The organism is Cryobacterium sp. Sr3, assembly GCF_004402835.1.
Lineage (GTDB): Bacteria > Actinomycetota > Actinomycetes > Actinomycetales > Microbacteriaceae > Cryobacterium > Cryobacterium sandaracinum.
The window spans coordinates 1-13,542 of sequence record NZ_SOFA01000030.1; the positions used below are offsets into that span (position 1 = coordinate 1).

The window sequence follows — 13,542 nt, forward strand, 5'->3', positions numbered from 1 at the left end:
ACGTAAGAGATGAGGGCCTCCGTTGCATCGTGTTGAGTGTGGTAACCCAATCGATACCGGAGGTCCTCACCTTTTTAGCTCACGCCACGCTCACAACCTGTGTGGGAACAACACCTAGAGGGCCTATAAGTCGGTGTAGCCGAGATCGGGAGCCGGGAGAAAGCGGGCGACGGATGAGGGGGCGCCCGACAGCGCGAGGATCACCAGTTCGTTCTCCCCCGCAGTGAGCACCGGACCGGGCACGTACAGGGTAACCTGCGGCCCGCGATCCCAGAATCGGCCGAGGTTGAACCCGTTCAGCCAGGCCTGGCCCTTGCCCCAGCCGACGACGCTGAGAAAGAGGTCCACCCCGGGCTCGGCGACGAAACGCCCGCGGGCGAAGGCCGGGCCCGCCAGCGACCTACCGGGCATACCCCTCCGGAACAGGGAGGCGCCAAGTCCGGTCACGGCGTCGAGGCGCAGCGGGACCACCTGCCACGCCGGCTCCTCCGTGTCGAGGAGGGCCGGGCCGATCAGACCCTTGGCCTCGCCGATCCGGGGGCCGTAGTTGACCCTGCCCTGATCTTCGACGAGCACGTCGAGTCGCCCGGCAGCGTCACCGTCACCCACGCTCGGCAGGGTGAGCGAGCGGTCGTGGTTGTCGCGCTGGAGCACACCCACCGGCACACCGTCGAGAAACACCTGGGCGCGGTCGCGCACCTCAGCGAACGAGAGCACGCGGGCGGCACCCGGTGCCACCCGCGTGCGGTAGAGGGCGAACCCGGAATACTGGCCCACGGCATCCATGGTCGGCAACCCGGCGCCAGCAGCGGCAGGAACGACAGCCTCGACCCCCGCTGCAGCCTCGTCGGCCGGCACGCCCAGAACTTCGAGGGCATCCCACAGGCTGACCGACTCCCAGAGGGACACCTCGAAGGCCGGGGCCGCCCGCACCCGGTCCGGCAGCTCGTCCGGCACGCTCGTATATCGGGCGAGCACCTCCCGGAAGGCGTGGTACTTCTCGGTGGTCTGGCCGCTCTCCGACAGGGGCGCGTCGTAGTCATAGGACGTGATCGTGGGCTGGAACACGCCCTTGTCATTGGCGCCGTTCGTGAATCCGAAATTGGTGCCGCCGTGGAACATGTACAGATTGACGGATGCCCCAGTAGCCAGCAACTCGTCGAGCTCTCGCGCCGACTCTGCGGCCGAGGTGGTGTGGTGGTGTGCACCCCAGTGGTCGAACCATCCGTTCCAGAACTCCGCGCACATCAGCGGCCCGGTCGGCTGATGCCGCCGGAGGGTGGCCAGGCGTTCGCGGCTGCGTGCGCCGAACGACCCGGTCTTGTGCAGTTCGGGCAGGCTGCCGTCCTGCAGCATCTGGTCCGTCGGCTGGTCGATCGTGGTCAGTGGCACGGTGATGCCGTGGGCCCGGTTGAGCTCGACGAGCGCCGTGAGGTAGTCCTGATCGCGCCCGTAGGCACCGTACTCGTTCTCGATCTGCACCAGGATCACCGCTCCGCGGCGATCGATCTGCCGCTCGGCCACGATCGGCAGCACCTGCTCGAAGTACTCGGCGACGGCCGCCAGATACTGCGGCTCATTGCGGCGCACGCCCACTGTGGCGTTCTGGAACAGCCAGGCCGGCAATCCGCCGTTGTCCCATTCCGCACAGATAAACGGGCCGGGGCGCACGATCGCGTACAAACCCTCCGCAGCGACGAGGTCGAGAAAATGCGCGAGGTCGAGCGGCCCGTCGGTGCGGAACTCCCCGCGCACGGGTGCGTGCGCGTTCCAGGGCACGTAGGTCTCGATCGTGTTCAGGCCCATCAGCCGGGCCTTGTGGATGCGGTCGGCCCAGTGGTCGGGGTGCACCCGGAAGTAGTGGATGGCCCCGGCCAGCACTCGGAACGGCTGCCCATCGAGCAGGAAGTCCCGTTCCCCGATCGCGAAGCGGCCGGTCACGCGGTGCCGGCCGTCGTTGCCGCCACTGCCACTGCCACTGCCACTGCCACTGCCACTGCCGGCACAGCCTCCCGGGATCGGCGCAGCACGGCCACCCCGAACCGGGGCAGGTCCAGTTCGCCGTCGGTGAGCGTGGCCGGGCCGAGGTCGATGCCGATGAGTCCCGAGCCCGTGACGCCCGCCACCCGCACGACCTCCTCGCTGTGGTTGATGTAGAAGAGGTAGTCGTGGGTGTCGGACTGCCGGGCGGCGAGCTGCACCGATCCGTGCACGGCGGCAGGCAGCGGCGAGACGATCCCGGCCTGCGCGGCGAACCTTCCGACGAGGGTGGCCAGCGCCACGGTGTCGGGCACGGTGGCGACGAAGCAGGCCCGGCCGGCGCCGACAACCCGGCCCGTCACGGCGGGTACCCCGGGGTACGGACCGCCGACGAATCGGGCGAGCACCTCGACATCCGGCTGCACCGTGACGTCATGGGTGATCAGGATGCCTGTGCCTCCGTCGGGAAGGCTGGCGACGCCGGTCGGGCTGGTTCCCTCCAAACCCACGGTCTGGCCGGGAAGCAGCGGGCCGAATTCCTCCGCGCGCACGCCGAGCAGATCGCGGAAGGCGCCCGGGTATCCCCCGGGATAGACGTGGTCGTCGCGGTCGGCCAGGCCGGAGAACGCACCGACGACGAGGTGGCCCCCGGCACGGGCATAGTCACCGAGGGCGGCGGCGAGCGGCTCCGGAACGACGTAGAGCATCGGCGCAATCACGAGGTCGTAGCCGGCCAGGCCGTTCTCGGCCAGGGCGATGGCCGCGGGCACGATGTCGGCCTGCAGCCCGTTGGCCAGTGCTGCGGTGTACCAGTTCATGGCCTCCACCTTGTAGCGCAGCTGGTCGGTGGGGTGCGAGTCGAGCTCGGAGGCCCACCAGGAGTCCCAGTCGAAGAGGATGCCGATGCGAGCCTGCACGGTTGTCGTGCCGGCCACCTCGGCGAGGGCGACGAGCTCGGCGCCGAAGTCCACGACCCGGCGGAACATCGTGCTGTCCTCACCCGCGTGCGGGAGCATCGCCGAGTGGAATTTCTCCGCTCCGGCGAGAGACTGGCGCCACTGGAAGAAGCAGATCGCGTCGGCGCCGTGGGCCAAGTGCGTGAGGCTGTCCCGGCGCAGCTGCCCGGGCGCCTTGGCCAGGTTCACCGGTTGCCAGTTCACGGCGCCGGTGGAGTGCTCCATCAGGAACCAGGGTTCGCGTCTGGCGATCTGCCCGGTGAGGTTGGCCGAGAACGAGAGCTCCTCGAAGGCGAGCGGGTAGGCGCCGAGGAAGTAGTGGTCGTTCGAGACAATGTCCACCTCGGTTGCCCAGTCCGCGTAGTCCATCCCCTTCACTTCGCCCATCACCATGAAGTTCGTGGTGATCGGCACGTCCGGGGTGATGCGGCGCAGGATGTCCCGCTCGGCCACCAGGTAGTCCTTCAGCGCGTCGCTGGAAAACCGGGCGAAATCGAGTTGTTGGGTGGGGTTCGGGTGGGTTCCGGCCAGGCGAGGTGGCAGGATCTGGGTCCAGGCCGAGTAGTTCTGCGACCAGAAAGCCGTGCCCCAGGCCCGGTTGAGATCGGCGAGCGAGCCGTAGCGGGCTTCCAGCCAGACCCGGAAGACCGCCGCCGCGTCATCCGAAAAGTCGTACACGTTGTGGCAGCCGAGCTCATTGCTCACATGCCACAGGGCGAGGGCCGGGTGGTCGGCGTAGCGCAGGGCCATCTTCTCGACCAGCGCGAGGGCGTAGCGGCGGAAGACCGGTGAGGTGGGGCGCCACTGCTGGCGTGCGCCGGGCCAGATCGTCTCGCCGACCCGGCTCTCGGGCAGCACCTCCGGGTGCAGCTCGGTCAGCCAGGGCGGCGGGCTGGCGGTGGCCGTGGCCAGGTCAACGGCGATGCCGTTGTCGTGCAGCAGATCAAGCACCCGGTCGAGCCAGGCGAAGTCCCACGAGTCGATGGTGGGCTGCAGCAGCGCCCAGGAGAAGATGCCGACGCTGACGATGTTCACGCCGGCCTCCCGCATCAGACGCACGTCGTCGGCCCAAACCGTTTCCGGCCACTGCTCCGGGTTGTAGTCGGCACCGTAGGCCAGCCGTGGTGTTTCAGCGGCCAGGCTCTGGCTGCCGTCGGCGAGAGGGTGGGCGTCGGGCCAGCGGACCCAGCGGGCCGGTGAAGTGTCGTGCGTCATGGTGTTCGTCTCATTCGTCGTGCAGGGTGACGGGTGTGCCGGGCGGGCGGGGGCCACCGGATCTGCGGTGGCCCCCGCTCGCCCGTCGAGCGGGGCGGATACGCCCGGTTACTTGCTGTTGACGGTGAAGCCCTGCTCCACTCCGTAGGCTGCGGTCTCGTCCTGCCAGCCCTGGAGGCCGGTGTTCAGGTCGGTCTTGTTCTCGTAGGACTGTCCGACCGTGTCAGCGAAGATGCTGTTCGAGTAGACCTGGAACGGCAGGTAGGACCAGCCGGGCACGACGTCCTTGGCGGCCTTCACGAGCACCTCGTTGATCTTCTGGCCACCGAAATACTCGCTCTCGTAGCCGAGGAACTCCTCCGACTCGAGGTCGGCGACGGTGGAGGGGAAGCTGCCGCCGTCGATCTGCAGCTGCACCCCGGGGCCGGCGTTCAGGTACTCGACGAATCCGGCCGCAACGAGCTTGTTCGTGCTCTGTTCGAGCACGGCCACGCTGGAGCCGCCGTTCTCGGCGCTGGCCGCTTCACCGGCTTCGTAGGTGGGTAACGGGGCAACCCGCCAGTCACCGGCCGATTCGGTGATGCCCGATTCGAAGTTGGCGGGCATCCAGGCGCCGGTCAGCAGGGTCGAGATGGTGCCGTCTCCGAGGGCCTTGTACCACTCGTCGGTCCAGCCGACGATCGGGGAGACGAGGCCGTCCTGAACCATCGGGTTCCACATTTCCGTCCACTCCTTGGCACCGGCATCCTGCAGGTCGATCGTGACGTCGGTGCCGTTTTCGGTCGTGTACGGATGTCCGCCGGCCTGCCAGATCATGCTCGTGGCGAAGCCGGCGTCGCCGGAGTCGCTCGAGATGTAGCGGGACGGGTCGGCGGCGTGGATCGTGGCCGCTGCCGCGGTGTATTCGGCCCAGGTGGTCGGCACGGCGATGCTGTACTCGTCGAACACGGCCTTGTTGTAGAACATGGCCATGGGGCCGGAGTCCTGCGGAAGGGCGTAGAGACCGCCGTCGATGCTCACGTTGCCCCAGGTCGACGCCGTGAACTCGTCCTCGAGTTCGGCGAAGCCGAAGTCGTTGAGGTCGGCGAGGGAATCCGACAGAGCGAACTGCGGCAGGGCGTAATACTCGATCTGAGCCACATCGGGGGCGCCCGATCCGGCCTTGATCGCGTTCTGCAGCTTGGTGTACTCGGCGCTGCCGGTGCCCGCGTTGACCACCTTGACGGTGACGTTGGGGTATTCCTCCTGGAAGGCATCCGCTGCGGCCTGCACCGGGGTGCCCCAGGACCAGACCGTGATGGTGGATTTCTCCTGCAGAGCCGCCGCGATGTCGTCGGCGGTGCCGGTTTCGGCTCCCCCGGCGGAACCCGGCGCACAGGCCGCGAGCGATCCGACCAGGCACAGGCCGGTCACCATGGCCGCTACGGTGCGTCCCACGCGTCGTGCGGTGCGGTGTGTTGATTTCATTGTGAACCCTTCACTTCTTTGAGAATGGAGGCTGCTTGGATGGTTAGGCTTTGACGCTTCCGGCGGCCAGACCCGACTGCCAGTACCGCTGGAGAAATAGGAACGCGACCACGATGGGGATGATCGTGATCAGGGAGCCGGTGATCACGAGGTTGTAGATCACGTCACCGCCCACCGTCTGCGCCTGCTGATTCCACTGGTTCAGGCCCACGGTGAGCGGGTACCAGGTCGGTTCGCTCAGCATGATCAGCGGCAGGAAATAGTTGTTCCAGGTCCCGACGATCGAGAAGAGGAGCACGGTGACGAGCCCGGGGGCCAGTAACCGCAGGGAGATGGTGAAGAAAGTGCGGATCTCTCCCGCGCCGTCCATCCGCGCGGCCTCGAGTACCTCGGTGGGCACGGAGTCGAGAGCGTAGGTCCAGATCAGGTATAGCCCGAACGGGCTGATCAGTGACGGCAGGATCACGGCCCAGGGGGTGTTCGTCAGGCCGAGCTGGCTGAACATGAGGAAGGTGGGAACGGCCAGGGCCGTTCCGGGGATGGCCACGGCGCCGAGCACGACGGCGAAGACGGCCTTCTTGCCGGGAAAGTTGAACTTGGCCAGCCCGTACCCGCCGAGGGCCGCGAGGAACGTGGCCCCGCCCGCTCCGATGACCACGTACAGCAGCGTGTTGCCGAGCCAGCGCACGAAGACACCGCCGTCGTAGGTGAGCGTCTGGGCGATGTTGTCGAACAGGGCGAAGTCGCCGCTGAACCACAGGCCGAAAGAGTTGAGCAGCGAGGCCTGCGTCTTCGTCGAGCCGACGAACAGCCAGAACAGCGGGAGCAGGCTGTAGATCAGGAAGACGACCATGACCACCGTCAGCAGCACCGACTTGCGCTTGTGCTGACTGCCGGCGCTGGGGCGGGCGTAGCGGGATCGGCGCGGGGATATGCTGCGGGTGGCGGCGGTTGTCTCGCGCACTGCGGTCGAGGCCGGGGTCAGGGATTCGGGCGTGGTGAGGGCCATCTCAGACCTCCTTTCGGGTGCCGGTGATCTGCACGATGTAGGCGATGGATGCGGTGAGCAGACCGACGATAATGGCGATGGTCGCCGAGTAGTTGTACTGCTGCCCCGAGAAGGAGAGGTTGTAGGCGTACATGTTCGGGGAGAAGAAGGTGCTGATGGCGTTCGGGGCAAGTGAGCGCAGGATGCTCGGCTCGTTGAAGAGCTGGAAGCTTCCGATGATCGAGAAGATCGCTCCGATCACCATGGCGGGCCGCAAAGCGGGGAACTTGATGCTGCGGATGATCCGGAAGGTTCCCGCACCGTCGAGCTCTGCCGCCTCGTACAGGTCCGCGGGGATGACCCGCAGCGCCGCGTAGAACAGGATCATGTTGTAGCCGACGAATTCCCAGGTGACGATGTTGCCGATCGACGCGAGCACCCAGGTGCCGGATAGTGGCGAGGGGATGGTGATCCCGAAGAAGTCGTTCAGGTTGCCGACGAGGCCGAACTGGGTGCCGTACATGAAGCCCCACATCAGTGTTGCGACCACGGCCGGCACGGCATAGGGCAGGAAGATCGCGATGCGGAACAGCGGGGACAGGTGCAGTCGGGCGCTGTCGATGGCCAGTGCGGCGAAGAGTGCGAGGGCGAGCATGATCGGAACCTGCACGGCGAGGAACAGGGTGACCCGACCCAGGGACTCCCACAGCTTGGGATCCGACAGGGCTTGGGCGTAGTTTGCGAACCCGACGAACGAGTTGCCGCCGACTAACTGGTCCTTGTAGAGGCTCAGGTAGACCGAGTAGATCACGGGAGCGATCAGCACGACGGCGAAGACGACCATGAACGGGCCGACGAATTGCCAGCCCGTCCAGTCTCTTTTCTGCCTGCGCTGCGTGCGGGTCGCCGACCCGGCTGCGGGGTGATGTGACAACGTTGTCATGCTTGCCTTCTCAACTCATCATGGTTGCGGTTAGCCGATCGCGGTCATGTTTACGTAAACATGATGTATCAGGACGGTAGCATGTTTACGTAAACATATGGAAATGGAAATCATGACCAACCCCCCGCAACGACGCACGGCGACATCCCGACTTCCATCGATGGCCGATGTGGCCGCCCTGGCGAAGGTTTCCTCCCAGACCGTGTCGCGGGTGGTCAACGGTCGCACCAACGTGGACGACGACACCCGGGAACGAGTTCTGGCCGCCATGGACGAGGCCGGCTACCGGCCCAACAGCGCCGCCCGCTCACTGAAGTCCGGCCAATTCCGTTCCATCGGAGTCGTGCTCTACACCCTCTCGACGTTCGGCAATATGCGCACCCTCGATGCGGTCACCGCATCCTCCACCCTCGCCGGCTACTCGGTCACTCTCCTGCCGGTCGCCCTCGACACTGAGAACGGCGTGGCCAGCGCCGTCACCCGGCTCGCCGAGCAGGCGGTCGACGGCATCGTCATTATCATGGAGGCCCAGGTTCTCGACCGGGCGTCGATCACCCTCCCGACTGGGGTTCCCGTGGTGATCGTCGACTCCGATGCCGGAAGCCAATTCACGGTCGTCGACACCGACCAGGTCGACGGTGCCCGCCAGGCCACGCAGCACCTGCTCGACCTGGGCCACACCACCGTCTGGCATGTGGCCGGGCCCGACGCGGCGTTCTCCGCCCGTCGCCGGGCAGCCTCCTGGCGAGCGACCCTCGAGGAGGCAGGCACGCCGGTGCCGCCGCCCCTGGTGGGCGACTGGAGCGGCAAATCGGGCTACCAGCACGGACTGACATTGGCCGCGCGCAAGGATGTCACGGCGATCTTCGCCGCGAACGACCAGATGGCCCTCGGCATCCTGCGGGCTCTGCACGAGTCCGGGCGCGCCGTGCCGCAGTCGGTCAGCGTGATCGGCTTCGACGACATGCCCGACGCCGATTCCTTCTACCCACCTCTGACCACCGTGCATCAGGACTTCGGCGAGGTCGGCCGCCTTTGCATGGTGAAGCTGCTCGAACTCATCGAGTCAAACCGGCCACACCCCGGCGCCACCCTTGTGCCGGCGCACCTGGTGCTCCGGTCGAGCACGGCCTCTCCCTCGCGCCGGGACTGACCCCGCCCACTCGCGGAGCGAGAAGAGGGCGGCCACGAAACTGACGACGGGTGACGAAAGGCCCGCAATCACGTGGATTGCGGGCCTTCCGGCTCAACAACGTGTGACAGCAACCGGTGGTGGAGATGGGGGGAATTGAACCCCCGTCCACTGCTGTGGTCATATGCCTTCTACGGGTGTATCCAGTGAAATCGTTCTACTCGGCTCCGGAATTTGCCGCTGGCATCTAATCCGACGAGCCCAGCCCTCGTTTGAGTCCCCCTACACCCCGCGGCTCAGAGTAGGAGCAATCTCTCTAAATGACGTCAGGGTCCGGGTAGAGAGCATTCCCGGCCTGGCGGACTTCTTAGTGCGCTCGCTTAGGCAGCGAGGGCGAAGTCAGTGCGGTTTGATTTGGCACTTATTGTTTTGCAGAGATCGTTTACGAGATAACCCTGCATCCTCGACCCGCTTCTCATAATTGCGCAGGCAATGTCGAAACCGATCATCCCCATGTGCACTCACTGCCACCATGGCGGCATTCAAGTGGGTCACTGTCACACGCTGTTGAGTTTTCAATCTGCTGAGTGTCAATCCTCACGGCCCGAATGGATCGTGCAGCCCTTTAGCTTACAATACGACGAGGTGGAAAGCTAGTCGCCGAGGTTTTTTCGGGCGGAGATGGCCCGGTCGGACTCGCGCTTGTCCTGGCGCTCGCGCAGTGTCTGGCGCTTGTCGTACTCTTTCTTGCCCTTGGCGACCGCGATCTCCACCTTGGCCTTGCCGTTCTTGAAGTAGAGCCGCAGCGGGACGAGCGTGTAGCCGCCCTCTTTGGTTTTGTGGCTGATTTTGATGATCTCCTGCTTGTGCATCAGGAGTTTACGCTTGCGCCGCGGCGGGTGGTTGGTCCACGTGCCGGCGACGTACTCCTGGATGTGCACGGCGTCCAGCCAGATCTCGCCGTTCTCGATGAAAGCGTAGCCGTCGACGAGCGAAGCCCGACCGGCCCTGAGAGACTTGACCTCGGTGCCGCTGAGTACCATTCCGGCCTCGTAGGTCTCCTCAATGAGGTAATCGTGGCGTGCCTTGCGATTGGTCGAGACGACCTTCTCGCCTATTTCCCTGGGCACGGCATACTCCTCGACTCGGTGGATGTGTTCGGACGCGATGCCGACCAGCCCACCAGTCTAGCGCTCTGGGGGCGGGCCGAGCGGAGTAGGTCAGACCTTCAGATAGCGCGTGATGGCGAATTGAGCGGAGAAGGCCGCCAGCACCGCGCCGACCACCAACAGGATCGGAACCACCACGAGGGCGTCTTGCATGCCGACGAGGGAGAAGTTGGTCAGACGTTCGCCCAGATAGCCCTGCACGAACCAGTACACGAGACCGAGAACGGCGCCTCCCGCAAGCAGCGATCCCAGCAGAGCCGCGAAAACACCCTCCAGGATGAAGGGCGTTTGAATGAACCGATTGGATGCCCCGACCAGCCTCATGATGCCCAGCTCGCGCCGCCTGGAGAACGCGGAGAGACGGATGGTGGTGGCGATCAGCAGGGCCGCCGCCACAAGCATCAGCGCGGCGATGCCGATCGCGGTGTAACTGGCAACGTTCAGCACGGAGAAGATCTGGTCCAGGTACTTTCGTTGGTCCGCGACGTTCTCCACCCCGGCGACGCCGGACAGAGCCTCTACGAGCACATCCGATTGCGAGGGATCGCCGAGGTTGACCCAGAAGGTTTCGTTCAACTGGTCAGCGGTGACGTAGTCGACCACCGGGTTGTCGGCGAACTGCTTCTTGAAGTTCTCGAAGGCCTGGTCGTGAGTCTCGAAGTAGTACTTGTCGATGAACGGTGACAGGGTAGGGGTCTCGAGCTGCGCCTTGACCGTGTCAATCTGTTCGGGCGTGGCCTCCCCGGCCGTGCACGTCTCACCCGACGAAATGGCGGTGCACATGTAGATGCCCACCTGGGCGCGGTCGTACCAAAAGTTCTTCATCTGGCCGATCTGCATCTGCATCAGGATCGCGGCGCCGACGAAGGTTAGCGAGATGAAGGTCACGAGCACCACGGAAACGACCATGGAAGCGTTGCGGCGCAGGCCGTTGGCTGCTTCGGAGAGCACGAGTCCGAGTCTCATCGGGTGGGCCCTACATTCTGTTCGCCGGTCTGGTCCGGTTTTTCGCCCGGCGCGCGCAGCCCGAGCTTCTCGGCCAGGGTCAACTGCTCCGGTACGTCGTGCTGAGTGATCGGAAGAACCGGCCGGGTCATGGCCCGGCTCAGGTCGGTCATCGAAGCATCGGCGGCGGAATCCGCTTCTGCTTCTGCGTCCGTTTCTGCTTCTGCTTCTGCTTCCACTTCTGCGTCCTCGGACGATCCGTCGTCGAGGGGCGCCGGATCGGCCGGACTTTTCGCGGCTGAGAACGGGGCCGCGGCAGGCTCGGCGACCGGCGCCGGCACGGGAACCGGTGGAAAGGTGAGGGGAGGGTGCGACGCAGGCAGAACCTCGTCAGTGGGCACGGCGGCAGAAGCGGCGGCGGCGGCCGGCGCGAAAATGGATGACGGTGCCGCAGCCGCAGGTGCCACACCCGACGAGCCACTGGGAACCTCTCGGGCGGAACGGCGCCCGGTGCCAGCGGTGGTGGTGGGGATGGCCGCGGTGGCGTAGCCACCCTGGCGCTCGTCGCGCACGATGCGTCCGCCGACGAGTTCGATCACGCGGCGCTGCATCTGGTCGACGATGCCGGCCTCGTGGGTGGCCATGATCACGGTCGTGCCAGCGGCGTTGATACGTTCGAGCAGGGCCATGATGCCGGCGCTGGTGGTGGGGTCGAGGTTTCCGGTGGGCTCGTCGGCCAGCAGGATCTGCGGCTTGTTCACGATGGCGCGGGCGATGGCAACACGCTGCTGCTCACCACCGGAGAGTTCGTGGGGCAGGCGCAGCGCCTTTTCGGCCAGTCCGACCATCTCGAGGGTGTCGGGCACGGCTTCCTGGATGAACCCGCGCGACTTGCCGATCACCTGCAGACTGAAGGCCACGTTGTCGAAAACGCTCTTATTCGGCAGCAGGCGGAAGTCTTGGAAGACGACGCCCATGTTGCGGCGGAAATAGGGCACCTTGCGGTTAGAGATCGACCGCAAGTCCTGTCCGAGCACGTGAATGCTGCCGCTGGTGGGCCGGTCTTCCTTCAGCACAAGGCGGAGGCAAGTCGATTTCCCCGAGCCGGAAGCACCGACGAGAAAGACGAACTCTCCGCGCAGCACCTCGACGCTGATGGCGTCCAGTGCCGGTCGGTTCGTTCCCGGATACTTCTTGGTGATGGTGTCAAAACGAATCATGGCCCCTTGAGCCTAGGCAGGCATCTTGATAATTCCTACTCCGACATACCTAACCGGTGACAGACCCGCAGATCAAGGCTCTAACCCTGCGGCGCCTGCTTGCGCCAACGGATGCCGGCGGCGATGAAACCGTCAAGGTCGCCGTCGAACACCTGGCCGGGATTGTTGACCTCGTAGTTGGTGCGCAGGTCCTTGACCATTTGGTACGGCGCGAGCACGTAGCTGCGCATCTGGTCGCCCCAGCTGGCCGTGATCACCCCGGCCAGCTCCTTCTTGGTGGCGGCTTCCTGCTCGCGCTGCAGCAACAGCAGCCGGGACTGCAGCACGCGCATGGCGGCGGCCCGGTTCTGGATCTGGCTCTTCTCGTTCTGGCAGCTCACCACCGTGCCCGTGGGCAGGTGGGTGATGCGCACGGCGGAGTCGGTCGTGTTCACGGACTGGCCGCCGGGTCCGCTGGAGCGGAAGACGTCGACCCGGATGTCGTTCTCGGGCACCTCGATCGACTCGGTCTGCTCGATCAGCGGAACCACCTCCACAGCGGCGAAGGAGGTCTGGCGTTTACCGGCGGAGTTGAACGGGCTCATCCGCACGAGGCGGTGCGTGCCGGCCTCGACGCTCAGCGTGCCGAAGGCGTAGGGCGCATCCACCTGGATGGTCGCGCTCTTGATGCCGGCCTCTTCGGCGTAGCCCACGTCGAGCACCTGCACGGGGTAGTTGTGCTGCTCGGCCCAGCGCAGGTACATGCGCAGCAGCATCTCGGCGAAGTCGGCCGCGTCGACGCCGCCGGCGCCGGAACGGATGGTGATGACCGCCGGACGCACGTCGAATTCACCGTTGAGCAGCGTGTGCACCTCGAGGTCGCCGAGCACCTTCGTGATGCTCGCGAGTTCCGCGGTGGCCTCGTCAGCCGATTCCTGGTCACCCTCGGCGTTGGCGAGTTCCACCAGCACCTCAAGGTCGTCGAGGCGGGACTCGATGCTCACGATGCGGGCCAGCTCCGACTGGCGATGGCTCAGCTGGCTGGTCACCTTCTGCGCGTGGTCGGAGTCGTCCCACAGATCGGGCGCACCGGCCTGTTCATTCAGGTCGGCGATATCGGTGCGGAGTCGATCGATATCGATCACCGACCGGATGTCGTCGAACGTGGCCCGCAGTGCGGCGATCTGCTCCGAGAATTCCAGCTCAATCATGTCGAACCCCAGCCTACCGGGCCACCCGGTCACGGCATCCGCTCGTGGAGTCCGCTTTCAGCGCCGGATGCGGCTGGTCCGGACCCTGGAAAGGTCCATGCTGACCATTCCGTGTGGCCGCGGTTCGTGCACGGCGGAATGCCCTGCCCGGCGTCAACCAATTCGACGGAGATTCTTGTGTGAAAGCGCTCTTTCGGCCCGCTCAGGGCTGATTCAGGCAGAATCTCGGCTCTCCTGCTTCATCCGTGGGTTAAACCCGGCCGGGGAGTGCGGGTTTGTGGCCGCCGAGGCTGAGCATGGCCAGGGCGATGAGGGCGTCGGGTGATTTGAAGCCGAA

At 65.6% G+C, this 13,542-nt stretch carries 10 protein-coding genes and 1 other RNA gene; 1 reads left to right on the top strand and 10 read right to left on the bottom strand.

Going from position 1 to position 13,542, the window contains the following annotated elements; genetic code table 11:
- Window positions 1-123: 123 nt before the first annotated feature.
- The 5 genes from E3N94_RS08615 to E3N94_RS08635 form a co-directional block, all read right to left on the bottom strand.
- Window positions 124-1,941 (bottom strand): glycoside hydrolase family 35 protein, encoded by a 1,818-nt coding sequence (locus tag E3N94_RS08615; RefSeq protein ID WP_174776128.1) that lies wholly within the window; start codon window positions 1,939-1,941, stop codon window positions 124-126.
- Complete coding sequence (locus tag E3N94_RS08620) at window positions 1,938-4,151, bottom strand: beta-galactosidase (RefSeq protein WP_134570089.1); 2,214 nt, start codon at window positions 4,149-4,151, stop codon at window positions 1,938-1,940. The genes E3N94_RS08615 and E3N94_RS08620 overlap by 4 nt, the downstream gene beginning before the upstream one ends.
- Window positions 4,152-4,259: 108 nt before the next feature.
- Window positions 4,260-5,618: an extracellular solute-binding protein gene (locus E3N94_RS08625; RefSeq protein WP_134341822.1), complete on the bottom strand. Its 1,359-nt coding sequence runs from the start codon at window positions 5,616-5,618 to the stop codon at window positions 4,260-4,262.
- Between the two features lie 43 nt (window positions 5,619-5,661).
- Entirely contained in the window at window positions 5,662-6,471 is an 810-nt protein-coding gene (locus E3N94_RS08630) for a carbohydrate ABC transporter permease (protein WP_233191546.1), read from the bottom strand.
- A gap of 157 nt (window positions 6,472-6,628) precedes the next feature.
- Complete coding sequence (locus tag E3N94_RS08635) at window positions 6,629-7,549, bottom strand: sugar ABC transporter permease (RefSeq protein ID WP_134341824.1); 921 nt, start codon at window positions 7,547-7,549, stop codon at window positions 6,629-6,631.
- A gap of 103 nt (window positions 7,550-7,652) precedes the next feature.
- On the opposite strand from E3N94_RS08635, the gene E3N94_RS08640 reads away from it, so the two are divergent.
- A complete protein-coding gene (locus tag E3N94_RS08640) occupies window positions 7,653-8,702 on the top strand; it encodes a LacI family DNA-binding transcriptional regulator (RefSeq protein ID WP_241973109.1) in 1,050 nt (349 codons plus the stop codon).
- Window positions 8,703-8,819: 117 nt separating this feature from the next.
- Here the strand turns inward: E3N94_RS08640 and ssrA are convergent.
- The 5 genes from ssrA to prfB form a co-directional block, all read right to left on the bottom strand.
- Window positions 8,820-9,194: a transfer-messenger RNA gene (gene ssrA, locus E3N94_RS08645) on the bottom strand.
- A gap of 140 nt (window positions 9,195-9,334) precedes the next feature.
- The gene (smpB, locus tag E3N94_RS08650) at window positions 9,335-9,811 is read right to left on the bottom strand and encodes an SsrA-binding protein SmpB (protein WP_104193627.1); all 477 of its coding nucleotides are present in this window, start codon (window positions 9,809-9,811) and stop codon (window positions 9,335-9,337) included.
- Window positions 9,812-9,901: 90 nt separating this feature from the next.
- Window positions 9,902-10,816 (bottom strand): permease-like cell division protein FtsX, encoded by a 915-nt coding sequence (gene ftsX / locus E3N94_RS08655; RefSeq protein ID WP_134341825.1) that lies wholly within the window; start codon window positions 10,814-10,816, stop codon window positions 9,902-9,904.
- Window positions 10,813-12,015: a cell division ATP-binding protein FtsE gene (gene ftsE / locus E3N94_RS08660; protein WP_134570090.1), complete on the bottom strand. Its 1,203-nt coding sequence runs from the start codon at window positions 12,013-12,015 to the stop codon at window positions 10,813-10,815. Before ftsE ends, ftsX begins: the two co-directional genes overlap by 4 nt.
- Window positions 12,016-12,095: 80 nt before the next feature.
- Entirely contained in the window at window positions 12,096-13,205 is a 1,110-nt protein-coding gene (prfB, locus tag E3N94_RS08665; protein WP_104102756.1) for a peptide chain release factor 2, read from the bottom strand.
- Window positions 13,206-13,542 lie beyond the last annotated feature (337 nt).

Bases quoted from the DNA above. Each gene is read 5' to 3' on its own strand.
- E3N94_RS08625 (WP_134341822.1), bottom strand. From the start codon at position 5,618: ATGAAATCAACACACCGCACCGCACGACGCGTGGGACGCACCGTAGCG.
- prfB (WP_104102756.1), bottom strand. From the start codon at position 13,205: ATGATTGAGCTGGAATTCTCGGAGCAGATCGCCGCACTGCGGGCCACG.
- ftsE (WP_134570090.1), bottom strand. From the start codon at position 12,015: ATGATTCGTTTTGACACCATCACCAAGAAGTATCCGGGAACGAACCGA.
- E3N94_RS08630 (WP_233191546.1), bottom strand. From the start codon at position 6,471: ATGGTCGTCTTCCTGATCTACAGCCTGCTCCCGCTGTTCTGGCTGTTC.
- ftsX (WP_134341825.1), bottom strand. From the start codon at position 10,816: ATGAGACTCGGACTCGTGCTCTCCGAAGCAGCCAACGGCCTGCGCCGC.
- E3N94_RS08635 (WP_134341824.1), bottom strand. From the start codon at position 7,549: ATGACAACGTTGTCACATCACCCCGCAGCCGGGTCGGCGACCCGCACG.
- E3N94_RS08620 (WP_134570089.1), bottom strand. From the start codon at position 4,151: ATGACGCACGACACTTCACCGGCCCGCTGGGTCCGCTGGCCCGACGCC.
- E3N94_RS08640 (WP_241973109.1), top strand. From the start codon at position 7,653: ATGGAAATCATGACCAACCCCCCGCAACGACGCACGGCGACATCCCGA.